Source organism: Neisseria sp. HMSC065C04 (genome assembly GCF_001815375.1).
Classification (GTDB): domain Bacteria; phylum Pseudomonadota; class Gammaproteobacteria; order Burkholderiales; family Neisseriaceae; genus Neisseria; species Neisseria flavescens_D.
In genome coordinates this window covers 54959-80691 of sequence record NZ_KV820411.1, presented here as the reverse complement: position 1 = coordinate 80691, position 25733 = coordinate 54959, and the positions used below count along the sequence as shown (strand labels likewise).

Here is a 25733-nt window from a genome sequence, read left to right as displayed (position 1 = left end):
TCTGAAACATGAACATTACCATCGTCGCCCCTTATTGCTCGCTGCCGTCCGAGCCGCATTTCAACCGCTTCTGGTATCTTGCCGAGCTGTTGTCGCAGTCGCATGACGTGTTGCTGATTACCAGCAACTTCAAGCACTACGACAAATCTTTCAGACGGCCTGAAGATGCCGAGGCCGCCTCACAAGGCCGTCTGAAAGTGATGCTGTTGGAAGAAAGCGGATACAGCAAAAACGTGTCTTTGGGACGCGTGATCAGCCATCACCGCTTCGTCAAACATTTTGAAAAATGGTTGGAAAACTGCCGTCCGGGAGAACAAGACGTCGTCTTTTCCGCCTATCCGCTGATTGCCACCAACCTGCTCTTGGGCAAACACAAAGCGCGTTTGGGCTACAAGCTGATTGTCGATGTGCAGGACGTATGGCCGGAGTCCTTCTCCTCGGTCGTACCGTTTTTGAAAAAAGTACCGCACAACCTGCTGCCCTTTGCTTCACGCGCCAACCAAGCCTACCGCTACGCCGACGCGCTGGTTGCCGTATCGCAGACTTATCTAGACCGCGCCAAAGAAGCCAATCCGAACGTACCCGGCGAAGTCGTCTATATCGGCGCGGATTTTCCGAAACTCGATGCCGCGCCTGCCAAAAATTTCGGCGACGACAAAACCCGCTTCTTCTATTTGGGCACGCTCAGTTACAGCTATGACGTGGAAACTGTGTGCAAAGGCATTCGCAAGCTGTTGGACGCCGGCGAAAACGTCGAGTTGCACATCATGGGCGGCGGTCCCGATTTGGACAGGCTCAAACAATATGCCTGCGACGGCATCCAGTTTTACGGCTACATTCCTTACGCCGAAATGATGTCGGTCGCCAAGGGCTGCGACATCTCCGTCAACGCCATCCACTCTTACGCCATGCAGTCGATTACCAACAAACTGTCCGACTATATGGCTTTGCAAAAACCGATTCTGAACAGCCAGGTTAACGACGAAGTTGCCGAAGTCCTTACCCTGCTGCCGCATGCGGACTACCGTTCCGGCGATGTGGAAAGCTTCGTTAAAGCCGCCAAAGATATTTTGAAGCGCAAAGACGATCCTGTTCAGTCCGAAGAAATCGTCCGCCGCTTCAAGCGCGACGTTGCCTATCAAAAAATCGTCAACCTGATTGAAAGATTAGCTCATGAATAAATTTTTCAAACGCCTGTTTGACATTGTTGCCTCCGCTTCAGGGCTGATTATCCTGTCGCCTGTGTTTTTGATTTTGGTGTACCTCATCCGCAAAAACTTAGGCTCGCCCGTGTTCTTCATCCAAGAGCGGCCGGGCAAGGATGGCAAGCCGTTTAAAATGATTAAATTCCGCTCCATGCGCGATGCAATCGATAAAGACGGCAACCCGCTACCGGACAGCGAACGCCTGACCGATTTCGGCAAAAAATTACGTGCCACCAGTTTGGACGAACTTCCTGAATTATGGAATGTCTTAAAAGGCGAGATGAGTCTAGTTGGCCCTCGTCCGCTGCTGATGCACTACCTGCCGTTGTACAACGACTTCCAAAACCGCCGCCACGAAATGAAACCGGGCGTGACCGGTTGGGCGCAAGTCAATGGCCGCAACGCCATTTCATGGGACGAAAAGTTCGCCCACGATGTTTGGTACATCGACAACTTCAGCTTTTGGCTGGATATCAAAATTTTGTTCCTGACGGTTAAAAAAGTCTTCGTCAAAGAAGGCATCTCAGCCGAAGGAGAAGCCACCATGCCTTATTTCACGGGTAATAAAACTGATGAAAAAAAATAACATACTGATTCTGTCGGCAGGTCGCCGTGTCGAATTGGTGCAGGACTTCCAAACCGAAGCCGCACGTTTTTCAGACGGCATCGGCGTTTTTGCCACTGACCTCAACCCCCACATGTCTTCTGCCTGCCATGTTGCCGACCGCGCTTTCAGCGTGCCGCGCATCGATGCAGCCGAATACATTGACAGCATTTTAGAGCTGGCCAAACAACACGACATCGGTCTGATTGTGCCAACCATCGATACCGAGCTGCTCAAACTGGCCGAAGCACGTGACCGTTTTGAAGCTGAAGGAATACATATTGTCATTTCCGATGCAAAACTGATTACCCTGTGCCGCGACAAGCGCCTGACCGCTGGCCTGTTTGCACAATACGGCATCCGTTCCCCTGAAATTTACGAACGTGACCGCTTGGTTTTCCCATGTTTTGCCAAGCCTTATGACGGCAGCCGCGCCATCGGTGCGAAAAAAATCAACACACCGGCTGATTTGACTGTCGACATTACCGAAGACCCGAAAATGATGTTCGCCCAATACATCGATATTGAGAATACTTTCTCCGAGTTTACCGTCGATATGTATTACGACCGTCAAGGCCGTCTGAAATGCGCCATCCCTCGCGAACGTTTGGAAGTGCGCACCGGCGAAGTCAGCAAAGGCGCAACCCGACGCAATGCCCTGTATGAAGAGCTGGTTGAAAAAATGGCCGTATTGGAAGGCGCACGCGGCTGCATTACCGCGCAATTCTTCGTCAGCAAAACCGACAGCACAACCTACGGTGTGGAAATCAACCCGCGCTTCGGCGGCGGTTTCCCACTGACTTACGCAGCAGGCGGCAACTATCCGGGCTGGCTGATTCAAGAATACATCGGCGGCCAAGACGTCCCGTTCTCCGACGACTGGGAAAACAATTTAATCATGCTTCGTTACGATGCTAAGGTTTTGGTAAGAGAACATGATTAAGCCGGAAGAATCCGTTATCGTCTTCGATCTTGACGATACGCTTTACTCTGAGTACGACTACAAATTCTCCGGAATACAGGCAGTTGTAGGGATCATTACGTCGCTTTACCCGCAATACGATGCTGACGTACTAAATGAAATTGCCGACAATAAAAGTAAAGACTGGCTCGATAATTTGTGTCATCATTGCAAATTAAACGAACTAGAGAAACAATCACTTTTGTGGCAATATCGACTACATAGGCCTGTTATCCGACCCTATGTCGAACCGTCTTTTTTACGGAAGCTGATGCGCCCTTTTGCCGCACGCGCCCTGATTACAGACGGCCGCAGCCTGACACAGCGGTTGAAAATACAGGCATTGGGCCTGACCGATTTGTTTGACGACATTTTGATTTCGGAAGCCATGCAATCGGAAAAACCCGACGATAAGCGTTTCGTTTTCCTGCAAAACAAATATCCGGCCGCAAAACGTTTTATTTACATCGGCGACAACATCAAAAAAGATTTTGTCGCACCCAACAAACTGGGTTGGCTCTCCATAGGCATCATGCCTAAGCCGCACAATATTCATCAAGCCGAGCCCGAGCAATACGGCCGTGAATACCAGCCCACCCTTTGGATAAACACCCTGGAAGAATTGACTACACTGACAACTTCCGCCATCGAAAAAGCAAATGCATAAGGGACATTTCTCCATGAAAATCTTATTTATGGGTCGTAAACAGGTTTCCGCCAACCTGCTTCGTTTTTTGACCAAACAAGACCATATCGAAATCGTCGGCGTCTTGACCGACAGCCATCTGCAAGGCTCGCCGACCACGGCTGCCGCGCAGGAATTGGGCCTGCCCCTGTACACCTTCGATACGGCTTTGGAAGCAATGCGTGAAGGCCGTCTGAAATACGATTTGGGCTTGTCCGTCCTTTACTGGCGCAAGCTGCGTGATGAATTCCTGAGCATTCCGACTTTGGGCACAATAAACTTCCACCCTGCGCTGTTGCCCGAATACAAAGGCACAGGCGGCTACAACCTGGCCATCATGGACGAACTGGACCAATGGGGCAACACCGCCCACTACGTTGATGCCTCCATCGACACCGGCGAAATCATCGAAGTGGACCGTTTCCCCATCGACGCCGAAACAGAAACCGCCCAATCGCTCGAACGCAAAACCATGCAGGCGCTGGAGCCGTTCGCACAACGCATCATCGCCCGCGCCATCGAGTCGAAAACCAAATTGCCGACCACACCCAACATCGGCGGCCGCTACGTCAGCCGCGACGAAATGGAAGCCATGAAGCAAATCCTCGACGGCGACAATATCGAGAAGAAAATCCGCGCCTTCTGGTTCCCGCCTTACGACGGCGCATACGTCGAAATCAACGGTCAGAAATACACCCTGATCAACCGCCAACTGCTGGAAGAAATCGCCCCCAAAGGCTCAACCAGTCTTTTCGCAGGAAAAACAAATGCTTAATACATCACTCTCCCCATGGCCAAGCTTTACTCAAGAAGAAGCCGATGCCGTTTCCAAAGTCCTGCTGTCCAATAAAGTCAACTACTGGACAGGTACGGAATGTCGCGAATTTGAAAAAGAATTTGCTGCCTTTGTCGGCACGCAATACGCCGTCGCCCTTTCCAACGGTACGTTGGCTTTGGACGTAGCCCTCAAAGCAATGGGCATCGGCCAAGGCGATGATGTGATTGTCACTTCGCGCACCTTCTTGGCTTCTGCATCCTGCATCGTGACCGCCGGCGCAAATCCGGTGTTTGCCGATGTCGATTTAAACAGCCAAAACATCAGCGCCGAAACCATCAAAGCCGCTTTGACGCCAAACACAAAAGCCATCATCGTGGTTCACCTGGCCGGCATGCCTGCCGAAATGGACGACATCATGGCTTTGGCCAAAGAACATAACTTGTGGGTTATCGAAGACTGCGCCCAAGCGCACGGCGCGAAATACAAAGGCAAATCCGTCGGCTCTATCGGCCATGTCGGCGCATGGTCGTTCTGCCAAGACAAAATCATGACCACCGGCGGCGAAGGCGGCATGGTGACCACCAACGACAAAGAGCTGTGGAGCAAAATGTGGTCGTACAAAGACCACGGCAAAAGCTACGATGCCGTGTACCACCGCGAACACGCACCCGGTTTCCGCTGGCTGCACGAAAGCTTCGGCACTAACTGGCGCATGTTGGAAATGCAGGCGGTCATCGGCCGCATCCAGCTCAAACGCATGCCCGAATGGACGGCGCGCCGCCAAGAAAACGCCGCCAAACTGGCTGAAAGCTTGGGCAAATTCGCCAGCATCCGTTTGGTTGAAGTGGCCGACTACATCGAACACGCGCAATACAAGTTCTACGCCTTCGTCAAACCCGAACACCTGAAAGAAGGCTGGACGCGCGACCGCATCGTCAGCGAACTGAACGCGCGCAAAGTCCCCTGCTATCAAGGCAGCTGCTCCGAAGTGTATTTGGAAAAAGCCTTCGACAACACACCTTGGCGTCCGAAAGAGCGACTGAAAAACGCTGTCCAACTGGGCGACACCAGCCTGATGTTCTTGGTGCATCCGACCCTGACCGATGAAGAAATTGCGTTCTGCAAAGAAAACATAGAAGCCGTATTGACTGAAGCCACGGCATAATCATTTTCAGACGGCCTGCAACCTCAGGCCGTCTGAAAAAAGCAAAACAGCCTGCTTCAAACAATCCGTACCAAGCCACATTACAACACTCAGACACACGTAAAAAATAAAATGAACTTGGAAACCCTGCTGGCTCTGCCGCGCAATCTAAAAAAAACCTTCTTCGTCATTCACGATATCTTGATGATCTTCGTGGCGTTTTGGTTTGCCCAAAGCCTTAAAGTGCAATACTCCGACGAATGGTTGAGTATCGCCAACTGGCTGGCTTTCGGCAGCACCGCGTTGCTGACCATCATCCTTTTCATCCGTATCGGCCTCTATCGTGCCGTCACGCGCTTCGTCAGCATCCGCGTCCTGACCGCCGCCGCATTCGGCAGCATCATTTCAGCGGTCTTGTTCTGCCTGACTACCCTGATTTTTGAACAAAAACTACACCTTGCCCTGCCCATCGTCTATTTCTTGGTCTTGGTGGTCGGCGTGACCAGCTCGCGCATGATCCTGCGCGCGATTCTGACCGATCATCATCGCAAACAGATGACACCCGTCATCATCTACGGTGCAGGCCAATCCGGCCGCCAGTTGTTGGAAGCCATCAAACAAGTTAACGAATACTCGGCCATTGCCTTTGTCGATGACAACCCGAAAATCCAACGTACCGTCATCTATGACCTTGCCGTCTACAACCCCAACGAAATCCCGATGCTGATCAGCCGCTACGGCGTCCGCAAAATTCTGCTAGCGATTCCAAGTTCTACGCCTGAAGAACGCAAAGACATTATTCGCCGCCTCGAAGCATACAAATGCGAAGTCCTGACCATTCCGGGCATGAAGGATTTGGTGGACGGCAAAATCAACGTCAGCTCATTGAAAAAAATCTCTGTGGTCGATTTGCTCGGCCGCGCCCCTGTGGCACCGCGCCCTGAATTGATGAGCGCCGACATCAGTGACAAAGTCGTGATGGTTACCGGCGCAGGAGGCTCTATCGGCTCCGAACTCTGCCGTCAGATTCTCAACTGCCGTCCGACCAAACTGCTGTTGTTTGAATTGTCCGAATTTGCCCTGTACAGCATAGACAAAGAATTGCGCGAAACCCAAGCCGCGCAAGGCAGCCAAGTTGAAGTCGTGCCGCTTTTGGGCTCGGTTCAAAATAAAGAACGCCTTAGCAGCATCATGAAGGCCTATCACGTCGACACCGTTTATCATGCCGCGGCCTACAAACACGTCCCTATGGTTGAGTTCAACACCATCGAAGGCATTCAAAACAACGTGTTCGGCACACTCTGCTGCGCACAGGCTGCCGTAGATGCGGGCGTTTCCACCTTTGTTTTGATTTCCACCGACAAAGCTGTCCGTCCGACCAACACCATGGGCGCCAGCAAACGCATGGCCGAACTCTGCCTGCAGGCCCTTGCCGCCGAGCCGGAACAAAAAACACGCTTTTGCATGGTACGTTTCGGCAATGTATTGGGTTCGTCCGGCTCCGTTGTCCCTGTATTTGAAAAACAAATTGCCGAAGGCGGCCCGATTACCCTGACCCACCAAGACATTACTCGCTACTTCATGACCATTCCCGAAGCAGCGCAACTGGTTATCCAAGCTGGGGCAATGGGTAAAGGCGGCGACGTATTCGTCCTCGATATGGGCGAATCCGTCAAAATCATCGAACTTGCCCGTCAAATGATTGTCCTCAGCGGACTCAAAGTCAAAGACGAGCAACACCCACACGGCGACATCGAAATCAAGATTACCGGCCTGCGCCCGGGCGAGAAACTTTATGAAGAACTGCTCATCGGCGACGAGGTGCAAAAAACCACTCATCCCCGTATTATGACCGCCAGTGAAGTAATGCTTCCATGGACGCAATTATCTGACATACTGTCGGAACTCGAAACCGCTTGTCTCCAAAGCGACCAAGACAGCCTGCGCCAGCTTCTGCTGCGTGCACCGACAGGCTTCGTACCTAAAGACGGTATCTGCGACTTGGTTTGGCAACAAAACAATAATGCCGTCTGAACATTTTCAGACGGCCCGGACACCATCCTGCAAGGACTACTACATGAAAAAAACGCTCTCCCTGCTTATTCTATTCGCACTGACTGCCTGCAACAGCACGACAGTCATTCCTGGTTCAACCATCAAAACCAGAACCAAAACCATTGTTTACACCGATACCGACACCGCAGCCGACACCAACCTCGACAGCCGCGTTGCCGTTTACCCCATCACGCCCAACCTGATTGAAAAAATGCGTACGCCACCCGTACTTTCCCAAGCCAACCAAGGCTTGGAGCAAAGCAAAAGCACTTACCGCTACCGCATCGGCAGCGGCGACGTCCTCAATATCATGGTTTGGGCGCACTCCGACCTTAATTCTCCCATCCAGCAAAGCAACCCGCAAACCAACCAAGTCAGCCGCGGTGCCTGGGTAGATGAGGGCGGTTATATCACTTACCCGTTGGCAGGCAAAATTCAAGCTAAAGGCAAAACTTTGGACGAATTGCAAAATACCCTGACCAGCCTTCTGAAACGCTACATCAAAAACCCTCAAGTAGCCATCAACGTTACCGAATTCCGTTCGCAACGTATTTCTGTATCCGGTGCCATCAACCAAGCAGGTCAACTGCCGATCACCAATATTCCGATGACCATTTTGGATGCTATCAACCAAGCAGGCGGTGTTACCCAAAGTGCCGATACCCAGCACATCAAATGGACGCACAACGGCGTCGACCGCACCATTTCCCTGCAAGACATGCTGCAATACGGTGATATGTCGCAAAACCACCTCCTCAGCCATGGTGACATCGTTTATGTTCCTAACAGCAGCAACAACAAAATCTACATCATGGGCGAAGTCGGCAAACAAGCCACCCTGCCGATCGGCAATCACGGCCTCAACCTGACCCAAGCGCTCGGCGAAGTGGGCGGCATGAACCAAGCCTATGCGGATGCAACCGGCGTATTCGTGATCCGCCGCGCACCTGAAGATGCGGCCAGACCTATCCACATCTACCAGCTCAACCTAAAAGATGCGACTTCTTACGCACTGGGCAGCGAATTCAAATTGCGCTCCGAAGACACCGTTTACGTTACCGCCGCCCCAGTTACCCGTTGGAACCGCGTAATGTCACAAATTACCAACTCCATCAGCAACGTCAATACCCTCGACAATACGTTTAAATAAGCAGTGGTTCCTGCTGTCAGACCCTGTTTGACAGCAGGATACAAAATCACGCACAATCCAACCAAATTACATAAACGGCATATAAAAGCCGTACACACCGCACAAACGGAAAAGCAGTACCTTATAGTCTGACTCACGCTTTTTTCAGACCATAAACCGAAACAATATCATGTACCACAACATACTCATCGTCTGCCTAGGCAACATCTGCCGCTCCCCCACCGCAGAGCGGATTATGCAGAAAAAACTACCCGGCCACCGCATCAGCAGCGCTGGCATAAAAGCACTGGCAGGTAAGGATGCCGATTTCCAAGCCATCAAAACCGCACTCAAACACGGCGTTATCGTTGCAGGCCATACGGCACGCCAACTGACTGCCCAAATGTGCGAACAGGCCGATTTGATTCTCGTCATGGAGCCCTGTCAAATTGACATGGTGGCCGACATCCATCCGCCGGCACGCAGCAAAACCATGCTGTTTGCCCAATGGTTGCCTAAAAAAACCGTACCTGACCCATACAAACAAAGCAGTGAAATGTTTGAAGCCGTTTTTGAACAGCTCAATGCTGCCGCAGACACTTGGAAAACCAAACTAAACGGAAAAACTCAACCGGTATAAAACCGGCATGAACAAGAAAGCAAGCAATGAAAAAAACGACCTACACACCTTACAGCGCAGACAACGACGAAATCGACTTCGGCCAACAGCTGCGAGTAATTTGGACAAATAAATACAAAATCCTCGCCGCCCTGCTTGCAGGCGGCATTCTTGGCGCAGCCTTCAGCCTGGCATCCACTCCGCAATACCGTGCCGATGCCATGCTGGAAATTGAAACGCGACAAAACCAAATCCTGACCGAAATCAACAGCATCTTCAACAACCAAACCACGCCGTCTGAAGCAGAAGTCGAGTTGGTTCAATCACGCTTGGTGCTGGGTAAAACCGTTGACGACCTTCAGCTTGACCAAGAAGTCAAAGCCAAATACACACCCGTTATCGGCAGCCTGATGCACAACATCAGTGGCGACCCCGATCCCAAACTGACCGTCGGCAGCTTTTCCGTACAAGACGAATGGTTCAACAAAACCTTCACACTGACCGCCAAGAGCAACAAAGCCTATACCCTTACCCTGCCTGACAAACGCGTTGTCGAAGGCAAGGTCGGCGTGCCTCTGAAAATCAACAATCAAACCACCCTCAAAATCGATCAAATCCTGGCTAATCCGGGTCAAGAATTTGCGTTAACCAAGTTCTCCCGCATCAGCGCCATCGAAAACATCCAAAACAAACTGGCTGTTATCAGCAAAGGTAAAACCAGCCCCATCATTAACCTTACCTTTACCGGCACCGACCCTAAACGTACCAGCGTCATCCTCAACAGCATTGCCGACAACTACGTTGCGCAAAACCGCGAACGCGACGTCCAAGTCGCATCCAGCGGTTTGGCCTTCATCAGCGAAGAATTGCCACGCTTGAAAGAAACCTTGCAAGACGCTGAAAACAAACTCAATGCCTACCGCCAACAATCAGGCTCTCTCGACATTCCGCTCGAGTCCAAAGGCGCATTGGAAAGCCTGACCGGCATCGAAACCCAAATTACCCTGCTCAAAACCGAAGAAGCAGGTTTGGCCGAGCTGTACACGCCGGAACACCCTTCCTATAAAGCCGTATTGGACAAACTTGCCGTCCTCGAACGCGCTAAAAACAAAATCAACCAACAAATTGCCGAGTTGCCGAACACCCAACAAGAAGTTATCCGCCTGACCCGCGACGTAGAAACCAACCAAGCAACCTACGTCCAACTGTTGAGCAAACAACAAGAACTCAACATCATGAAAGCCAGTGCACAAGGTAATGTTCGCATCGTCGATTATGCCTATGTCCCTGAAAACCCCGTTGCCCCGCGCAAAGCCGTCATCACGCTCCTGAGCGCACTTGCCGCAGGCTCATTGACCGCTTTGTGGCTGATGATTCGCAACCGCATGAAAAACGGCATTACTTCATCCGAAGAAATCGAAAACCTCAATTTGGAAGTCGTCGCTCTTGTTCCGCACTCCAAAACCCAGCAAAAACGCGACTTCTTCAAAAACAAATTCAAAAAAACCGGCGGCCGTTCCAACTATCTGCTGGCCAGCGAAGACCGCGCCGACACGGCAGTCGAAGCCATCCGCGCCCTGCGCACCAATATCTACTTCTCCATGCTGGACGCGCCTAACAACGTCCTCATGATTACCGGTGCCGCGCCTGAAGCAGGCAAATCCTTTATCTCTGCCAACCTCGCCACCGTAATGGCGCAGTCAGGCAAACGCGTTCTGCTTATCGATACCGATATGCGCAAAGGCTACCTCGACCGACTCTTCGGCCTTACCCCCGAGTTCGGCTTGTCTGACATCCTCAACGGCAAAGCAGCTCCGGCAAAAGCCGTACAAGAGACCGGCATTGAAAACCTCCACCTTATCAGCAGCGGCAGCTATCCTAGCAATCCGTCCGAGCTTTTGATGGACAACCGTTTCAACGAATTGCTCGCCCACGCGCGCCAACGCTACGATTATGTCATCTTGGACACGCCGCCCGTATTGGCCGTTACCGACGCCGTCATCATCGGCCAACATGCCGGCACCGTCCTTATGATTAGCCGTTATGCGCACACGCGTGCACGAGAGCTTGAAGCCAGCGTCGAACGCCTCAAACAAAACCACATCAACATCAAAGGTGTTGTCCTCAACGGCATGAAGCGCGAAGCCAACAACAGCTACGACTACTACGCCTACGATGCCTACCATTCCGGTAACAATAAATCATAAACCGAAGCAGGCCGTCTGAACTTTCAGACGGCCTAAGGCTTTTTAAACAGCACAAAATATTTTTCACAAACGCCGCCCTTGCACCCCAAAGCCGTTTGTTTTAAAGTAAGCCCCGTTCCCATATGGAAGAGAAACATGAAAATTACCGTCATCGGCGCAGGTTCGTGGGGTACAGCTCTCGCGTTGCACTTTGCGCACCACAACAATGAAGTTGCCCTTTGGACACGCAATCCCGACCAAATCCGCACCCTGCAAGCAGACCGCGAAAACAAACGCGGCCTGCCCGGCTTCCCTTTCCCTGAGTCCCTGACCGTTTATGCCGATTTGGGTGAAGCGCTGAAAGACAGCCAACTTGCCCTGATCGTTACCTCCGTAGCCGGCCTCAGAAGCAGCGCCGAGCTGCTCAAACAACATAACGCCGCCGACATTCCCGTTCTCGCAGCCTGCAAAGGTTTTGAACAAGATACCGGCCTTTTGACTTTCCAAGTACTGAAAGAAGTCCTGCCAAACAATAAAAAAATCGGTGTTCTCTCAGGCCCGAGCTTTGCCCAAGAACTGGCCGCCCAACTGCCTTGCGCCGTCGTACTTGCCTCCGAAAACAAAGAATGGGTGGAAGAAACCACCGCCCAACTGAACACCAACGTAATGCGCCTGTACGGCAGCACCGACGTCATCGGCGTTGCCGTAGGCGGTGCCGTTAAAAACGTCATGGCGATTGCCACCGGCCTTTCAGACGGCCTCGAATACGGCCTCAATGCACGCGCAGCCCTAGTAACGCGCGGCCTTGCCGAAATCACCCGCCTTGCCATCGCCATGGGCGCGCAACCCAAAACCATGATGGGTTTGGCCGGCATCGGCGACCTTATCCTGACCTGCACCGGCGCACTCTCGCGCAACCGCCGCGTCGGCCTCGGCCTCGCAGAAGGCAAAGAATTGCATCAAGTACTTGTCGAAATCGGCCACGTTTCCGAAGGTGTCAGCACCATTGAAGAAGTCTTCAATACCGCCGCCAAATACCAAATCGATATGCCCATCACTCAAACCCTGCTGCAACTCATCCGCAAAGAAATGACCCCGCAGCAAGTCGTTGAACGCCTGATGGAACGAAGCGCTCGCTTCGAATAAACAGTCGCACCGTCTGCCATTTAGACGGCCTGACGCACAATATGACGGCCATAAGGCCGTCTGAAGGGAAACACATGAACCAATCACTGAACAATCTGGAAATCAACGTTTACCAACTTGTCCAAAAATTTGAAACGCTGGTTTCAGAAAACCGCCGCCTCAACGAAGAAATCGACAGACTCAAACTCGAGCAAGAGCAACAAAAACGCCAACACGACGCGGCCATTGACGAACTCAGCGAAGCCTTGCTGGTTCAAGTCGGCAAACTCAAAGAAGACCTGCAAAGCAAAATTGACAACCTGACTGCCGAAAAAGAAAACTACCGCAACGCGCTGGCTCAAAGTGCAGACCAAATCCGCGGCCTCATTGCCCGATTGCCCCAAGAAACACAACAATAAAAGGACGCCCCGTGAGTATCGAACAAGTCAATCTCGACATCATGAATGTCAACTTCACCATCAACACGCCGAGTGAAGAAAAAGCCACTCTCCTGCAAGCCGTTGAAATGCTCAACAAGAAAAGCGACGCGATTAAAGAAAGCGGCCGCATCGTCGGTACGGACAAAATCGTCGTCATGGCAGCCCTCAACGTCGTACACGATCTCTTGAAAACCACCCTCAACGACGATTTGGCAATCGGTGAATTTGAGCGTAAAATAACCGACATGAACAACGCGTGCCAAAAAGCACTGGCGCGCTTGGAGCAAAACTGATTTTCCCCTTTTCCCTGCGGTGTTCGCGAAGGCATATATTCCTTTGAACCAATACGTTCGCTTTAGGTTGCCGGGAGTTGTAGTGGGCGCGAGCGTCTGTTTATCGGACGCACCCGAAACTACCCGAGGTGACCGCCTTGTCAGCAAGGTTCAAGCGGATTCAGCCCAAACGGCACTCGTGGGGATTCCCTAAAAAAGCCATACCGACAGGTGTGGCTTTCCCCTTTCTAAGTAAAGACTTTCGTAAAGATTTCCGGTCGTCTGAAAAAACCGCATATTCATGCATCAAACACACTCAATTAAGATTGACAAAAACCAATCTCCTCTTTAAAATCCATAACTTTCTATATATATCTGGATTCCAACCATGAAAACCTTCTCTGCAAAACCCCACGAGGTGAAGCGCGAATGGTTCGTCATTGACGCAGAAGACAAAGTTCTGGGTCGTGTCGCAGCCGAAGTCGCACACCGTCTGCGCGGCAAACACAAACCCGAATACACCCCTCACGTTGATACCGGCGATTACATCATCGTCATCAACGCAGACAAACTGCGCGTGACCGGTGCTAAATTCGAAGACAAAAAATACTTCCGTCACTCTGGTTTCCCAGGCGGTATCTACGAGCGCACTTTCCGCGAAATGCAAGAGCAATTCCCTGGCCGCGCTTTGGAACAAGCCGTAAAAGGCATGTTGCCTAAAGGTCCTCTGGGCTACGCCATGATCAAAAAACTGAAAGTATACGCCGGTGCCGAACACGGCCACGCTGCACAACAACCTAAAGTTTTGGAACTGAAATAATAAGGACACGACATGAACGGTAAATACTACTACGGCACAGGCCGCCGCAAAAGTTCAGTGGCTCGTGTATTCTTGACTAAAGGTACCGGCCAAATCATCGTAAACGGCCGTCCCGTTGACGAATTCTTCGCACGTGAAACCAGCCGCATGGTTGTACGTCAACCTCTGGTTCTGACTGAAAATGCCGAATCTTTCGACATCAAAGTTAACGTAACCGGTGGTGGCGAAACCGGTCAATCCGGCGCCATCCGTCACGGCATTACCCGCGCCCTGATCGACTTCGACGCAGCTCTGAAACCAGCTCTGTCTCAAGCAGGCTTCGTTACTCGCGATGCTCGTGAAGTTGAACGTAAAAAACCTGGTTTGCGCAAAGCACGTCGCGCAAAACAATTCTCCAAACGTTAATACGTTTCCAGAATCGAATCAAAAGCCTTGCTCTGCAAGGCTTTTTTCATTTATCAAACTCTTTTTTCACGGCACAATATATGACGAAAACCCTGCTCCACTACGCCAAATCATTACTTCAGGCTGTGATTATCTTCATCTTCTTATCCCTGATTGTCGACTGGGTACGCAAGCCTGACCAGCCCTTACAATCAGCGGCACAAACCATTACTTTAACCGATGGGCAAACCACTTCCCTCCAATCTTTCAGCCAGAACCGTGTTGCTGTTGTTTACTTTTGGGGTAGCTGGTGCGGTATTTGCTCGTACACATCGCCGACCATAGAAAAACTGCATCAAGACAATATTCCAACTCTGGGCGTAGCCTTACGCTCCGGAAGCGACAATGATATTGCCCGCCATATGCAAGAAAACAATCTATCCTTTCCAAACGTCAACGATTCAGACGGCCTAATGGCTCAAAAATGGAACATAGCCGTCACTCCGACCATTATCATATTAAAAGATGGCAAAATGATTCATCACACATCCGGACTTTCCAGTTATATCGGCTTAAAAATCAGAATTTACTTGGCAAATATCTTCAGCTAAATTCATTGAAAATCCACTAAAAATAGAGAATCTAAAGAATAATTTCACCTGAATATATTCAACCAATTCGATTTCATAAATAAATGAACTATCTCTTTCCCAATAACATATGATTTTGTTGAGATTATAAAGAAAATAGACTAAGATATAACCATAAGAACAATTGGAAACATTATTATCAAAACAAACTGTTAGAGATCTTCATCTAATATTGTGGCAGTGATGCTTTTGTTCCCATAGACCCGGTTGCCGACAGCAGCCTTAAAACAGCAATATTCGCCTTTATCAATCTACCTCACGCTTCAACGGTTTGATTTTTGATAACACCGGAGACTTAGTAATGCCCAACCAATCTAAACATGCATCTATCAATATCGGTCTGATTCAGGCACGGGAAGCATTGATGACCCAATTCCGCCCTATTCTGAACCAAGCCAATATTACTGACCAGCAATGGCGTATCATCCGGCTCTTAGCGGAAAACGGCACACTCGACTTCCAAGATTTGGCCAATCAGGCCTGCATCCTTCGCCCCAGCCTGACCGGCATTCTGACCCGCTTGGAAAAAGCAGGTTTGGCCGTGCGCCTGAAGCCTTCCAACGACCAACGCCGCGTTTATCTGAAACTGACGCCCGAAGGCGAGAAACTCTATGAGTCCACCGGTGCATTGGTTGACGAGCGCTATGACGCAATTGAAAAAGTCCTTACCAAAGAAAAAATGGCACAACTCAAAGAACTCTTGGCAGAGCTGGCAAAAATCGAACAGGCATTAAAATAAAGCGAGCCGGATGACAGATTCAACACACACACTCAAGAGATCCTTCCGAGATGCCATGGCCTCCTGTGCCGCCGGTGTACACGTTATCACGACAGACGGTGAAGCAGGGCGCTATGGCATTACCATGACTGCCGTAACTGCCGTTACCGACGAGTCGCCGACGGTCATGCTGTGCATCAACCGCCAATCCGCCATCATTCCCATCCTGCAGGGCAACCGTGATTTGTGTATCAACACACTCAACTACAGCCAGCAGGATGTTGCCGAACACTTTGCCGGACTGACCGACCTCTCGCCCGAAGAACGCTTCGAATACCATATTTGGCATAGGGGGCAAACCGGACAGCTCGAAGTCGAAGGCGCGCTGGCGCACCTGCATGGCAGCATTGTCGATCAACGCGAAATCGGCACGCATTATGTCTTTTTCGTTCAGATCAACGAAATCCGCAATACCGACACGCAAGCGCCGGCATTGCTGTATTTCCGTAGGCAATTCAAATCTTTGGCATAAATAAAGGTCTCAGGCCGTCTGAAACATCGGTTTCATTTTTCAGACGGCCTGAGACCTTTTCTGTTTCATACATTATAGGCACACCCATGAAAGCAATGATACTGGCCGCCGGTCGCGGCGAACGCATGCGCCCGCTGACCGACCACACGCCCAAACCCTTACTCGAAGTGGCAGGCACGCCGCTTATCGGCTGGCACTTACGCCGCCTGCGGAAGGCCGGCTTTACTGAAATCGTCATCAACCATGCCTGGCTTGGCCAGCAAATCGAAGACACCTTGAAAGACGGTTCAGCCTACGGCGTACACATTACCTATTCTCCCGAGCGCGCCGGAGGCCTGGAAACTGCCGGAGGCATTGCCACCGCCCTGCCGCTTTTGGGCGATGAGCCGTTTTTGATCGTCAATGGCGACGTGTTGACCGACATTGATTTCCAAGCTGCACGACTGGCTGCCCAGCGCATACAGGAACACAACCTTCTCGCCCATTTGTGGCTGGTGGATAATCCGCCCCATCATCCCGAAGGCGACTTTGGCCTGCTTTCAGACGGCCTGGTATCCGTATCATCCGCAGACGGCCAAGCCCTGACTTTCAGCGGCGTGGGCGTTTATCATCCCGCGCTTTTCAAAGACACCCCGGCACACCAGACTGCCAAGCTTGCCCCTCTGTTGCGTCAAGCCATGAGCCAAAGCCAAATCAGCGGCGAACACCACAACGGCCTTTGGTTGGACGTCGGCACAGTCGAACGTCTGCAAGAAGCCGACCGTATCGCCCAAAGCTGGTAAGACAAAAGAGACGTATCCAATACGTCCCTTTTAATATTCAAGGCCGTCTGAAAACATTGATCAAACCATTTTCAGACGGCCTTAATCCATCAATCAAGCTTTAGCCAATTTCTCTTTTCTTTCTTCATTCCCAACAAGCCATTGACGATCATCACGCACAATCCCGACCAAATCAGGCCATAGCCGATCAATGCGCCTTTTTGTACCGGCTCGCCCAGCCACACAATCGACACGATAAAGAGCAATACAGGCTCCAAATAGCTCAACATGCCGAACACCGCCACCGGCAGCAACTGATTTGCCTTCAAATTCAAATGCATGGATATTGCACTATTGAAGCCCAGCAACACGATAAAAAAGATTAAAACCGGTTTGGCCGCAATCATCGCCGGCGTATCCGTTGCCAGCAAAATATACGCCAACGCAAACGGCGTAATCATCATCAAATCAAAGGTCAGCCCGATTAAGGAAGGCACGCCCAGCTTGCGACGCAGCAGATAATAAAACGGATAAGTACCGAACACCCATACAGTCGTCCACGAAAACGCGCCCGACCGCACCAATTCACATGCCACGCCTGCACACGCCAAGATTACCGCCACCCTCTGTAACCGGTTCAAACGCTCTTTAAACCAAATCCGTCCGCCCAGCATCATTGCCAAAGGAAACAGGAAATAACCCATGGCAATGTTTACCCCTTCCCCATTGACCGGCCCCCAGACAAACAGCCACAACTGGCTGGCAAATATCGGCGTCGGCAATACAATCAGCAGCCATCGTTTCCAATCCCGGCCGACGCCATAAGCAAAACGCGTTGCCGCCTGCCAACCGTTGACCATCGTCATCAGCACGCACAAAGCCGACAGCATGGCGACTATGCGCCAGGCAAACACCTCCGTCCCCGTCATCGGCCGCATCCACATACCATACAGAAACAGCATGGAAAACAACAAATTGGACGCTATCGCAGCCAGCAAACCTTTGGATAAATTCGTCATTTCAGACGGCCTTTTGCAATCAATCAAAGTTAATATTGTAGAAAAAACGGATGAAAAAATTACTCATCTTTTTGAATGAAGTTTTACCGCAAACATCCGTTTCATTAAAGGCCGTCTGAAAACCCTGTCTTCAGGTTTTCAGACGGCCTTTCATTGCATCGAAGCAGTCTAATGCATCAACCCTGCTTCACAATATCCGACAGCGGCCAGCGCGGCTTAACATTGAATGCGCCGACAGCCTGACGCTCGGCAAGACGCATCGCGCCGGCAAAGGCAATCATTGCGCCGTTGTCGGTACAATATGCCATCGGTGGGAAATAGACATTGATTTTTTCTTCCTGAAGTTTGGGTTTGCCTTTTTCAGACGGCATTTTGACGGTTAAGCGCGAAAATTCATCACGCAGTTTCCAGTTTGCACCCACACCACCGGCAACCACCAAAGTTCTGAAGCCGGTATCCAACAACGCTTTTTTGGCTTTGGCCGCCAATACATCGACTACTGCATCTTGGAAAGCGCGGCAAATGTCGTTACGCGTCTGTTCGGGAATTTCATCGCTGCCGGTTTCGGCACGGACTTTTTCGACAGCGGTCAAAACGGCGGTTTTCAAACCGGAAAAGCTCATCTGCAAATCGTGCGAATGGAGCATGGGGCGTGGAAATGAGAAAGCATCAGGCGTGCCGAGTTTGGCCAGCTCGGATAATTTGGCACCGCCGGGGTAAGGCAAGCCTAAAAGCTTGGCCGTTTTATCGAACGCTTCGCCTGCCGCATCGTCCACACTTTCACCCAGCAAGGTGTAATTGCCGATACCGCGTACAGCCATAAATTGCGTATGTCCGCCCGACACCAGCAAAGCGACAAATGGAAATTCAGGCTTGTCGTCTGCCAACAAGGGCGAGAGCAAATGGCCTTCAAGATGGTGGACGGGGATAACGGGCTTACCGATGGCAAATGCCAACGCATTGGCAAAGCCTGAGCCGGCCAGCAATGCACCGCCCAAACCCGGGCCTTGCGTAAAAGCAACCGCGTCAATATCGGCATAGCCTACGCCTGCTTCCTTCAAGCAACCTTGCGTCAACGGCACGACACGGCGGATATGGTCGCGGCTGGCCAATTCGGGGACAACGCCGCCGTATTCGGCGTGCATCGCCATTTGTGTGTGCAAATGATGCGCCAGCAGGCCGCGCTCGGTATCGTAGAGCGCAACGCCAGTTTCGTCGCAAGATGATTCAATTCCTAATACCAACATGGTTTGAGGCCGTCTGAAAAAATGATTAAAAACGATTCAGACGGCGTTTTCTCCGAAAACGGAAAAAGGCCGTCTGAAATAAAGTGTGGGATAAGCTGCTTACAAAGTGCCGTAAGAATGCAGGCCGCTTAAGAACATATTCACGCCGATAAAGGCAAAGGCGGTAATGACCAGGCCGATAACCGCCCACCAAGCCAACACTTTGCCGCGCCAGCCTGCCACCAGCCGCAAATGCAACCAGATAGCGTAATTCAGCCAAACGATGAATGCCCAAGTTTCTTTCGGGTCCCAGCTCCAATAGCGGCCCCACGCATCGGCCGCCCACAATGCGCCGAGAATGGTGGCAATCGTGAAGAACAAGAAACCGACGGCAATCGCTTTGTACATAACTTCTTCAATGACTTGCGAGTGCGGCAGCCATGATTTTTTGCCCGCATCTTCTTTTCTGAGCGCCAGCAGTTCGGCAATACCCAGCATGGCAGCGATACAGAATGCGCCGTAGCCGATAAAATTGGCCGGAACGTGGATTTTCATCCACCAAGACTGCAAAGCAGGAATCAGCGGCTGAATGGCATGCGCCTCGCGTGAAACGCTGTACCACAAGACAAATCCGACCACAATCGCCATAAAGCTGAAGACAAAGCCACCCAATTTTTGTACGGCAAAACGGCCTTCGTAATAGAGGTACATCAGCGCCGTAATGACCAAGAACAAGATGAATACTTCGTAAAGGTTGGAAACCGGAATATGGCCGGCATCGGGACGCAGCAGATAGCTTTCATGCCAGCGTACCAGCAAACCGACAAAGCCCGCCATCGCGGAAATCCACGCAAACACGGTACCCATACCCAAAAGCGTATTAGTCGGCACATTCTTGCGCACCGCCGCTATTGCGCCGACGATATAGGCAAACAAGGCAAAGAACACAAACGCGCATTGCCACATAATCGCCGACTGGCTGCTTAACAGGTATTTGAGCAGGAAGCCGTCTGCGTGTTTGATGTCGCCGCCATACAAATCAACGGCTAAATACGCCAGGCACACGCCCACAGGGATAAACCAGCGCATCGGTTTGAAAAACCAACCCAGAAAAACGGCAATACCGGCACTCGCCCACAAAATCACCATTTCGTAGATGTCCATGTGCAGACCGGCCTGGGTTTGGGCAATAAACGCGCCGACTGCAATCAGCAGCGCAAATGCCCAGTCAAAAAGGTTGAGGTTTCGGATAAATGATTTGTGTGTTAGAAGCTCATGCTCGGGCAAGGCCTGATATTTGTTATTCATGGTTCAAATCCTTGGCAAGCTGCTGCAATTGCCGTGTGTGTTGCGGAAATTCTTTCTGCAAGTCGCGTTCGTTGCGGCTGGAAGACATGGCAAAACGGATACGGCCGTCTGAAAACAGCAGCCAAGCACGTTTTTCACGGATATAGAACATAAACACCGTGCCCAACACCAGCAATACCGAACCCAGATACACCAAGAATTCCCCCGGAGAACGGGTCATCTGCAGGCCGGAAGAGCGTACTTCGGCAAAACTTTCCAGTTGCAGCAGCATCGGCGCGGGATATTCGGTCAAACCGGTATAAGCGTCCATTGCATGCAGCAGGAATCGGTTGCGTTTTTCGTCTTGCGGCCAAGCCGGCAGATTGTATGTGCTGATCGTATCTTCCAGAGCGGCATTCATCACGCCATAGAGCATTTCGTAGAAATAGCCCTGCATTTTTTCCTGCTGATCTTTGGGAATGTTAGTGGTAACAAATTCGTCCAAAGCCAAATAGCCGCCTTTGGCAAAAATCGACAAGGTGTTTTCCGCCGCCGCCATGAATTGCTCGCGGATTTCGGCAGGCGCGCCTTTGACGGCGTTGGCAACGGTTTTACGGCGTGCCGCATCATCTTTCAGATATTGGCGCAAAGCCATAAAGGTATCGATTTTACCGTTTTTATCCATCGGAATGCGCAACCAACGATATTGCTGCGCCAAGCCGCTGCGCGTGCCGGTAATGAAGAAATAGTCTTCATCTTGTTTTACCGGCAACATATAGTTTTTATATTCGACCGCCTGCCCCGCTTTGTCGCGGATACGGTAAACGATAGACGGGCCGATATTGGTGTATTTTTTGCCTTCTTGACGGACGGAGCGAACATCGTTGATGGCGGATTTCAGGTTTTGCTCTTTTTCAGACGGCTCGCTCATGTCTTCGACGTTCATCGAAGTAAACTGGTCGAATTCCAGCTTATAAGAAGCCTTGCCCAAATCCAGCGGAAACTCACGCATGGAAGTTGCTTTGAGTTTGACCGGAGTACGGTCGGCATCAGCCAGATTCCACGCTTTAAACGTCAAGTCCGAGCCGCCGTCGGCAAAACTTGCCTGATAAACCGTGATACCGTGCAAGGTCAAAGGATGGTTGACGCGGATGGTGTGTTCGCTGACTTTGCCGGTCGCCTTGTCCGTGACTTCCAAGTCGCTGGCGAAATCGCGCGGCATACCGGTATCGTAAAAATCAATATGGAATTTCTTCAATTTGACGGAAAACGGCAAGTCTTGCACGAGCATGCCGTTATCCGCATTCAGAAATACCACGTCCGCGCTCTGACCTTCCGAAATATTGACATTGCCCCTAAACGACAAATTGGACGTACCCAACACGCTTTCGGGCTTAAAGTCTTTGGCGTAAACCGCCGTATTGTCCGGCACGATCCGGCCGGTAAGCATACCGATTTTCAGCAGGATATTGCTGTCTATCAAACCGCCCAAACAAATCACAATCAGCGCGGCATGGGCAAAGATATAGCCCCATTTGTTCATCGCACCTTTTTTTGCCGCCACCAAAACCGAACCGTCTTCACGCGTAACGGTTTTGCAGCCATAGCCCTGCACTTCCAAATAACGTTGCGCAACTTCAGGCGTCACCTGTCCGTCTAAAACGATGGAATGGCGCATTGCCGCCAGTGATTTTTCCTTGGCGTTTTCACGGAAGGAACGAATCTCGCGCAAAAACGGCGGAACATTGCGAATCAGGCACAATCCGGTGGAAATCACCAAAAACATCATGATGACAACGAACCACGCCGAGGCATACACGTCGTACAGGCCCAAAAAGCCGAAAATCTGCGACCAAAACGGGCCGAATTTCACCAAATAATCGACTTGTGGCTGATTTTGTTGCAAGACCGTACCGATAATCGAAGCCACGCCCAACAGGCTGAGCAGGGCAACGGCAAAACGCATGGAGCTGAAAAAGGCAAACCATGGTCTACGGATAAGTGGGACGGATGATGAAGATTTACTCATGTCTCAAATGTCGGCTTGGGGCAACCCGATCGGTAGAACGGACTGCAATGACGTGTGATGCGAAAGGAAGAATACTGCATATTGTAGTAAAAATCTTGCTGTCGCTATTTGAAAAAAACAATCAGGCTTATCGGCCTATATTGGCTAAGGCCGTCTGAAGGGTTTTCAGACGGCCTGTATCAATAAGCTCGTTTCAAAACGAAATTAGTGCAAACCTTGGATGAAGTTGGCTACTGCGTTCAACTCTTCTTCGCTCAGGCGGTTAGCAATATCGGCCATGATGGCGTTTTTGCGTTGGCCGGATTGGTAAGCTTTCATTTGCTCGACAACGTAAGCTTTGTGCTGGCCGCCCAGACGAGGATAGGCTTGGATTTCAGTACCGCCGCCAGGGATACCTGCGCCGCTAGGACCGTGGCAAGACATACATGCCGGCAGTTTTTTAGCGCTCAGGCCGCCGCGATAGATTTTCGCGCCCAGCTCTGGGTTTTCTTTAGGATTGGCTTCGCCCGGTTTGCCTTGTTGTTTGGCATAGTAGGCGGCAGCGTCGCGGATGTCTTGTTCGGACAAGTTCATCACCATCGGTTTCATCACGCCGGCAGCACCGTGCGTACGGGTACCGTCTTTGATGGCCATGGTTTGACCGTAGGTGTAGGCCGCAGCCTGACCTGCCAGTTTAGGATAAGTTGCGATACCGCTGTTACCATCGGCTGCGTGACACGCCGCACAGATAGTAGTCGCTACCTGTTTGCCTTTTTCAGCATCTGCTTTAGGGGCAGCGGAAACCGCACCGGCAGCCAATACCAAGGCCAATAAAGTCAATCGTTTCATGGAGTGCTCCTGATTACAGCATTGCGTACCGCGTCAATGCCTTTTTTATACTCAAATACCGGGGAATTTTCCCGATTAAAACCGATAATTCTATAAACGTGCTATTCTATACCAAGTTTACATTAAATTACTACTCAAATTACCAAACTGCTGCAACATAAATGCCCGATACAAATTATGATGTTGCAGTTTTGTTTCCATGCAAGGAAATACTGATGAACCTTTTTCAAAACGCCAAATTCTTTACAACGGTCAACCATCTGAAAGACCTGCCCGACACGCCGGCCGAGATTGCCTTTGTCGGCCGAAGCAATGCCGGTAAATCCAGCGCCATCAATACTTTAACCAATCATGTGCGCCTTGCCTACGTTTCCAAAACACCGGGCCGCACCCAACACATCAATTTCTTTGAACTGGAAAACGGTAATTTCATGGTCGACTTGCCCGGCTACGGCTACGCGCAAGTACCGGAGGCCATCCGTGCTCACTGGGTCAAACTCTTGGGCGACTACCTGCAACAACGCCGCCAACTGATCGGCCTGATTTTGATTATGGACTCGCGCCATCCGCTCAAAGCTTTAGACATTCAAATGCTGGACTTTTTCCACATTACCGGCCGTCCTGTGCATATCCTGCTGTCAAAAGCAGACAAGCTGTCTAAAAATGACCAAATTAAAACTTTGGCGGCGGTAAAAAAATCACTTAAACCCTACACCGACCGCCAAAAAATCAGCGTTCAATTATTCTCCAGCCTGAAAAAACAAGGCATGGACGAAGTCAATCAAGTGGTCGGTTCATGGTTTGACGCGCATCGCGAAGAAATCGAAAATCTTGCAGGCGAAGCATCGCCTGAATGATTGTAAAACAAGGCGGAATGAGATAAGTTGACCAACCGCAAATCTTATTCCGTCATTTGGTTTCTCACCATCGCATTTACCATTTAATCCGGGGTATGTCTCACACATGCCCTTTTTTTCATCACGCTTTTTTTGTTTTCACACGCAAACCACAATCTGCGCCAAATATGCCATCACAACATATCAGCAAGGCCGCCTGAAAGACGCGGCTTCGATCTCCATTATTATTAAAGTGTTAATTTTAGTATTGCAACTAAATTACACATCTTAGCATTTTGCTCATATTCAGCTAATTGTTGAGGCATAGAATGCATTCATCGTTCAACAACACAGTAGGAAAGAAAATCATGAAACGCATTAACGCTTTTATTTCAAAAAAACTCATCATTGCCGGTATTATTGCTTCAAGTTTGGGCGTTGCCGGTGCGGCAGGTACCATGGCTTTCAAAGAAGGTATGTTCGCAAAGGTTTCCGGCCAGCAAGCAGCCGCAGCAGCGGTAGCAGAAGTGGGCGGCGTCGTTAAAGATGTCGATTACAAATACAAACAACATTTGGGCGGCCGTTACAAAGTAGAAATCTTGAAAGACGGCGTCGAATACGAAGCTTTGGTTGATGCTCAAAACGGCAAAGTATTGGCAGTAGCACAAGATGACGATCAGGACAAACGACACTTTGGTAAACATGATAAGCATCATAAACATGACAATGCCGAGCCCTCTTCATCGCAAAATACAGATTATCAGGCTCCTGCCGATGCTGCACCTGGCACACCTGAAAATGCAACCGCTTCCGAGGTAACACAATCTTAATTTAAACTTTAAAAAAGCCAATGCCGTCTGAAACTTTCAGACGGCATTGGCTTTAATGCAGCATTGTTTGAAACACAGCTCCTATCAAGCCCAATCATTTTCAGACGGCCTTTGCACCATCTTCGCCGTCTATCCAACCTGCTTCTTTCAATTTCCTCTGTTGCGCATCATATCGGGCTTTTTCCACCCAATACATTGTCTGGATACAGGCATCGCCGCATTCGCTGCCGCAACATTCCCACGACTCAGGACGGACGGGTTCGTCTAAAAGCGGTTCGCCCAAGATGGCTTCGGCTTTATTCTTCAGGGTCGTATCCATCGGCAATTTCCAAGCGTGCGCCGTCAAATTCAATCACTTCGCCGCCGCGTATTTTGGCGGTTTTACGGGTTTCGGTTTCGCCGTTGCGCAACACCAGCCCTTCGGCGATAAATGCTTTTGCCTGTCCGCCGCTTTCGGCAAGGCCGGCCAGTTTCAACAGGTCGCACAAAGCGATGTATTCATTGTCTTCAAGATAGACTGTTGCTTCCATCATTCAATCCTTTCCAATAATGGCGATATTTTAACATGGCCGTCTGAAAGAAAGCCCCCTTCTGTTTTATTTGCTTTATC

At 50.6% G+C, this 25733-nt stretch carries 28 protein-coding genes and 1 other RNA gene; 22 read left to right on the top strand and 7 right to left on the bottom strand.

Annotated features, from left to right (window positions below):
* The first annotated feature begins 8 nt into the window (after window positions 1–8).
* From HMPREF3022_RS05490 to murU, 20 genes are all read left to right on the top strand, one after another.
* Entirely contained in the window at window positions 9–1181 is a 1173-nt protein-coding gene (locus HMPREF3022_RS05490) for a glycosyltransferase (protein WP_070765237.1), read from the top strand.
* Window positions 1174–1791 carry a sugar transferase gene (locus HMPREF3022_RS05485; protein ID WP_049333552.1) on the top strand — a complete coding sequence of 206 codons (618 nt, stop codon included), beginning with the start codon at window positions 1174–1176 and terminating at the stop codon, window positions 1789–1791. The genes HMPREF3022_RS05490 and HMPREF3022_RS05485 overlap by 8 nt, the downstream gene beginning before the upstream one ends.
* Window positions 1778–2752 (top strand): ATP-grasp domain-containing protein, encoded by a 975-nt coding sequence (locus HMPREF3022_RS05480; RefSeq protein WP_049333553.1) that lies wholly within the window; start codon window positions 1778–1780, stop codon window positions 2750–2752. The genes HMPREF3022_RS05485 and HMPREF3022_RS05480 overlap by 14 nt, the downstream gene beginning before the upstream one ends.
* The gene (locus HMPREF3022_RS05475; protein ID WP_049333555.1) at window positions 2745–3437 is read left to right on the top strand and encodes an HAD family hydrolase; all 693 of its coding nucleotides are present in this window, start codon (window positions 2745–2747) and stop codon (window positions 3435–3437) included. Before HMPREF3022_RS05480 ends, HMPREF3022_RS05475 begins: the two co-directional genes overlap by 8 nt.
* A 13-nt stretch (window positions 3438–3450) precedes the next feature.
* A complete protein-coding gene (locus tag HMPREF3022_RS05470; protein ID WP_049333556.1) occupies window positions 3451–4230 on the top strand; it encodes a methionyl-tRNA formyltransferase in 780 nt (259 codons plus the stop codon).
* On the top strand, window positions 4223–5398 hold the full coding sequence (locus HMPREF3022_RS05465) for a DegT/DnrJ/EryC1/StrS family aminotransferase (protein WP_049333558.1): 1176 nt from the start codon (window positions 4223–4225) through the stop codon (window positions 5396–5398). The genes HMPREF3022_RS05470 and HMPREF3022_RS05465 overlap by 8 nt, the downstream gene beginning before the upstream one ends.
* Before the next feature lie 111 nt (window positions 5399–5509).
* Window positions 5510–7411, top strand: a complete 1902-nt coding sequence (locus tag HMPREF3022_RS05460) for a polysaccharide biosynthesis protein (protein ID WP_049333559.1) — start codon at window positions 5510–5512, stop codon at window positions 7409–7411.
* A gap of 43 nt (window positions 7412–7454) precedes the next feature.
* Window positions 7455–8582 carry a polysaccharide export protein gene (locus tag HMPREF3022_RS05455; protein WP_070765236.1) on the top strand — a complete coding sequence of 376 codons (1128 nt, stop codon included), beginning with the start codon at window positions 7455–7457 and terminating at the stop codon, window positions 8580–8582.
* A 169-nt stretch (window positions 8583–8751) separates the two neighbouring features.
* Window positions 8752–9201: a low molecular weight protein-tyrosine-phosphatase gene (locus HMPREF3022_RS05450; protein ID WP_004520878.1), complete on the top strand. Its 450-nt coding sequence runs from the start codon at window positions 8752–8754 to the stop codon at window positions 9199–9201.
* A gap of 26 nt (window positions 9202–9227) precedes the next feature.
* Entirely contained in the window at window positions 9228–11387 is a 2160-nt protein-coding gene (locus tag HMPREF3022_RS05445; protein ID WP_070765235.1) for a polysaccharide biosynthesis tyrosine autokinase, read from the top strand.
* Between the two features lie 135 nt (window positions 11388–11522).
* The gene (locus HMPREF3022_RS05440; RefSeq protein ID WP_003749007.1) at window positions 11523–12512 is read left to right on the top strand and encodes an NAD(P)H-dependent glycerol-3-phosphate dehydrogenase; all 990 of its coding nucleotides are present in this window, start codon (window positions 11523–11525) and stop codon (window positions 12510–12512) included.
* A gap of 74 nt (window positions 12513–12586) precedes the next feature.
* Complete coding sequence (locus HMPREF3022_RS05435; RefSeq protein WP_049333568.1) at window positions 12587–12910, top strand: hypothetical protein; 324 nt, start codon at window positions 12587–12589, stop codon at window positions 12908–12910.
* Between the two features lie 11 nt (window positions 12911–12921).
* Complete coding sequence (gene zapA, locus HMPREF3022_RS05430) at window positions 12922–13224, top strand: cell division protein ZapA (protein ID WP_003681511.1); 303 nt, start codon at window positions 12922–12924, stop codon at window positions 13222–13224.
* Between the two features lie 8 nt (window positions 13225–13232).
* Window positions 13233–13413, top strand: a non-coding RNA gene (gene ssrS / locus HMPREF3022_RS05425) — 6S RNA.
* A 178-nt stretch (window positions 13414–13591) separates the two neighbouring features.
* Window positions 13592–14023, top strand: a complete 432-nt coding sequence (gene rplM, locus HMPREF3022_RS05420; RefSeq protein WP_003684605.1) for a 50S ribosomal protein L13 — start codon at window positions 13592–13594, stop codon at window positions 14021–14023.
* Between the two features lie 12 nt (window positions 14024–14035).
* Complete coding sequence (gene rpsI, locus HMPREF3022_RS05415) at window positions 14036–14428, top strand: 30S ribosomal protein S9 (protein ID WP_003681515.1); 393 nt, start codon at window positions 14036–14038, stop codon at window positions 14426–14428.
* Between the two features lie 80 nt (window positions 14429–14508).
* On the top strand, window positions 14509–15018 hold the full coding sequence (locus HMPREF3022_RS05410; protein WP_049333570.1) for a protein disulfide oxidoreductase: 510 nt from the start codon (window positions 14509–14511) through the stop codon (window positions 15016–15018).
* A 340-nt stretch (window positions 15019–15358) separates the two neighbouring features.
* On the top strand, window positions 15359–15796 hold the full coding sequence (hpaR, locus tag HMPREF3022_RS05405; RefSeq protein ID WP_004520883.1) for a homoprotocatechuate degradation operon regulator HpaR: 438 nt from the start codon (window positions 15359–15361) through the stop codon (window positions 15794–15796).
* 10 nt (window positions 15797–15806) lie between these two features.
* A complete protein-coding gene (hpaC, locus tag HMPREF3022_RS05400; protein ID WP_049333572.1) occupies window positions 15807–16307 on the top strand; it encodes a 4-hydroxyphenylacetate 3-monooxygenase, reductase component in 501 nt (166 codons plus the stop codon).
* A gap of 86 nt (window positions 16308–16393) precedes the next feature.
* The gene (gene murU, locus HMPREF3022_RS05395; RefSeq protein ID WP_049333574.1) at window positions 16394–17089 is read left to right on the top strand and encodes an N-acetylmuramate alpha-1-phosphate uridylyltransferase MurU; all 696 of its coding nucleotides are present in this window, start codon (window positions 16394–16396) and stop codon (window positions 17087–17089) included.
* Window positions 17090–17178: 89 nt separating this feature from the next.
* Here the strand turns inward: murU and rarD are convergent, their stop codons facing one another.
* The 5 genes from rarD to HMPREF3022_RS05370 all read right to left on the bottom strand — a co-directional run bounded on the left by rarD (window position 17179) and on the right by HMPREF3022_RS05370 (window position 23457).
* A complete protein-coding gene (rarD, locus tag HMPREF3022_RS05390; RefSeq protein ID WP_049333576.1) occupies window positions 17179–18087 on the bottom strand; it encodes an EamA family transporter RarD in 909 nt (302 codons plus the stop codon).
* Window positions 18088–18263: 176 nt separating this feature from the next.
* Window positions 18264–19334 carry a tRNA (adenosine(37)-N6)-threonylcarbamoyltransferase complex transferase subunit TsaD gene (gene tsaD / locus HMPREF3022_RS05385; RefSeq protein ID WP_049333578.1) on the bottom strand — a complete coding sequence of 357 codons (1071 nt, stop codon included), beginning with the start codon at window positions 19332–19334 and terminating at the stop codon, window positions 18264–18266.
* 99 nt (window positions 19335–19433) lie between these two features.
* On the bottom strand, window positions 19434–20621 hold the full coding sequence (gene ccsB / locus HMPREF3022_RS05380; RefSeq protein ID WP_049333580.1) for a c-type cytochrome biogenesis protein CcsB: 1188 nt from the start codon (window positions 20619–20621) through the stop codon (window positions 19434–19436).
* Window positions 20614–22566 carry a cytochrome c biogenesis protein ResB gene (locus HMPREF3022_RS05375; protein ID WP_049333581.1) on the bottom strand — a complete coding sequence of 651 codons (1953 nt, stop codon included), beginning with the start codon at window positions 22564–22566 and terminating at the stop codon, window positions 20614–20616. The genes ccsB and HMPREF3022_RS05375 overlap by 8 nt, the downstream gene beginning before the upstream one ends.
* A 267-nt stretch (window positions 22567–22833) precedes the next feature.
* Window positions 22834–23457, bottom strand: coding sequence for a c-type cytochrome (locus HMPREF3022_RS05370; RefSeq protein WP_003684518.1), 624 nt, complete (start codon window positions 23455–23457; stop codon window positions 22834–22836).
* 215 nt (window positions 23458–23672) lie between these two features.
* Between HMPREF3022_RS05370 and yihA the strand changes: the two genes are divergently transcribed.
* A complete protein-coding gene (gene yihA, locus HMPREF3022_RS05365; RefSeq protein WP_049333583.1) occupies window positions 23673–24314 on the top strand; it encodes a ribosome biogenesis GTP-binding protein YihA/YsxC in 642 nt (213 codons plus the stop codon).
* 347 nt (window positions 24315–24661) lie between these two features.
* A complete protein-coding gene (locus tag HMPREF3022_RS05360) occupies window positions 24662–25123 on the top strand; it encodes a PepSY domain-containing protein (RefSeq protein ID WP_234394609.1) in 462 nt (153 codons plus the stop codon).
* A gap of 100 nt (window positions 25124–25223) precedes the next feature.
* Here the strand turns inward: HMPREF3022_RS05360 and HMPREF3022_RS05355 are convergent, their stop codons facing one another.
* Window positions 25224–25442 carry a hypothetical protein gene (locus HMPREF3022_RS05355; protein WP_070503978.1) on the bottom strand — a complete coding sequence of 73 codons (219 nt, stop codon included), beginning with the start codon at window positions 25440–25442 and terminating at the stop codon, window positions 25224–25226.
* Window positions 25420–25653, bottom strand: coding sequence for an RNA-binding S4 domain-containing protein (locus tag HMPREF3022_RS05350; protein WP_002221492.1), 234 nt, complete (start codon window positions 25651–25653; stop codon window positions 25420–25422). The genes HMPREF3022_RS05355 and HMPREF3022_RS05350 overlap by 23 nt, the downstream gene beginning before the upstream one ends.
* Between the last annotated feature and the right edge of the window lie 80 nt (window positions 25654–25733).

Coding starts and splice junctions, on each gene's coding strand:
- HMPREF3022_RS05490 (WP_070765237.1), top strand. CDS start 9: ATGAACATTACCATCGTCGCCCCTTATTGCTCGCTGCCGTCCGAGCCG.
- HMPREF3022_RS05485 (WP_049333552.1), top strand. CDS start 1,174: ATGAATAAATTTTTCAAACGCCTGTTTGACATTGTTGCCTCCGCTTCA.
- HMPREF3022_RS05480 (WP_049333553.1), top strand. CDS start 1,778: ATGAAAAAAAATAACATACTGATTCTGTCGGCAGGTCGCCGTGTCGAA.
- HMPREF3022_RS05475 (WP_049333555.1), top strand. CDS start 2,745: ATGATTAAGCCGGAAGAATCCGTTATCGTCTTCGATCTTGACGATACG.
- HMPREF3022_RS05470 (WP_049333556.1), top strand. CDS start 3,451: ATGAAAATCTTATTTATGGGTCGTAAACAGGTTTCCGCCAACCTGCTT.
- HMPREF3022_RS05465 (WP_049333558.1), top strand. CDS start 4,223: ATGCTTAATACATCACTCTCCCCATGGCCAAGCTTTACTCAAGAAGAA.
- HMPREF3022_RS05460 (WP_049333559.1), top strand. CDS start 5,510: ATGAACTTGGAAACCCTGCTGGCTCTGCCGCGCAATCTAAAAAAAACC.
- HMPREF3022_RS05455 (WP_070765236.1), top strand. CDS start 7,455: ATGAAAAAAACGCTCTCCCTGCTTATTCTATTCGCACTGACTGCCTGC.
- HMPREF3022_RS05450 (WP_004520878.1), top strand. CDS start 8,752: ATGTACCACAACATACTCATCGTCTGCCTAGGCAACATCTGCCGCTCC.
- HMPREF3022_RS05445 (WP_070765235.1), top strand. CDS start 9,228: ATGAAAAAAACGACCTACACACCTTACAGCGCAGACAACGACGAAATC.
- HMPREF3022_RS05440 (WP_003749007.1), top strand. CDS start 11,523: ATGAAAATTACCGTCATCGGCGCAGGTTCGTGGGGTACAGCTCTCGCG.
- HMPREF3022_RS05435 (WP_049333568.1), top strand. CDS start 12,587: ATGAACCAATCACTGAACAATCTGGAAATCAACGTTTACCAACTTGTC.
- rplM (WP_003684605.1), top strand. CDS start 13,592: ATGAAAACCTTCTCTGCAAAACCCCACGAGGTGAAGCGCGAATGGTTC.
- rpsI (WP_003681515.1), top strand. CDS start 14,036: ATGAACGGTAAATACTACTACGGCACAGGCCGCCGCAAAAGTTCAGTG.
- HMPREF3022_RS05410 (WP_049333570.1), top strand. CDS start 14,509: ATGACGAAAACCCTGCTCCACTACGCCAAATCATTACTTCAGGCTGTG.
- hpaR (WP_004520883.1), top strand. CDS start 15,359: ATGCCCAACCAATCTAAACATGCATCTATCAATATCGGTCTGATTCAG.
- hpaC (WP_049333572.1), top strand. CDS start 15,807: ATGACAGATTCAACACACACACTCAAGAGATCCTTCCGAGATGCCATG.
- murU (WP_049333574.1), top strand. CDS start 16,394: ATGAAAGCAATGATACTGGCCGCCGGTCGCGGCGAACGCATGCGCCCG.
- rarD (WP_049333576.1), bottom strand. CDS start 18,087: ATGACGAATTTATCCAAAGGTTTGCTGGCTGCGATAGCGTCCAATTTG.
- tsaD (WP_049333578.1), bottom strand. CDS start 19,334: ATGTTGGTATTAGGAATTGAATCATCTTGCGACGAAACTGGCGTTGCG.
- ccsB (WP_049333580.1), bottom strand. CDS start 20,621: ATGAATAACAAATATCAGGCCTTGCCCGAGCATGAGCTTCTAACACAC.
- HMPREF3022_RS05375 (WP_049333581.1), bottom strand. CDS start 22,566: ATGCGTTTTGCCGTTGCCCTGCTCAGCCTGTTGGGCGTGGCTTCGATT.
- HMPREF3022_RS05370 (WP_003684518.1), bottom strand. CDS start 23,457: ATGAAACGATTGACTTTATTGGCCTTGGTATTGGCTGCCGGTGCGGTT.
- yihA (WP_049333583.1), top strand. CDS start 23,673: ATGAACCTTTTTCAAAACGCCAAATTCTTTACAACGGTCAACCATCTG.
- HMPREF3022_RS05360 (WP_234394609.1), top strand. CDS start 24,662: ATGAAACGCATTAACGCTTTTATTTCAAAAAAACTCATCATTGCCGGT.
- HMPREF3022_RS05355 (WP_070503978.1), bottom strand. CDS start 25,442: ATGGATACGACCCTGAAGAATAAAGCCGAAGCCATCTTGGGCGAACCG.
- HMPREF3022_RS05350 (WP_002221492.1), bottom strand. CDS start 25,653: ATGGAAGCAACAGTCTATCTTGAAGACAATGAATACATCGCTTTGTGC.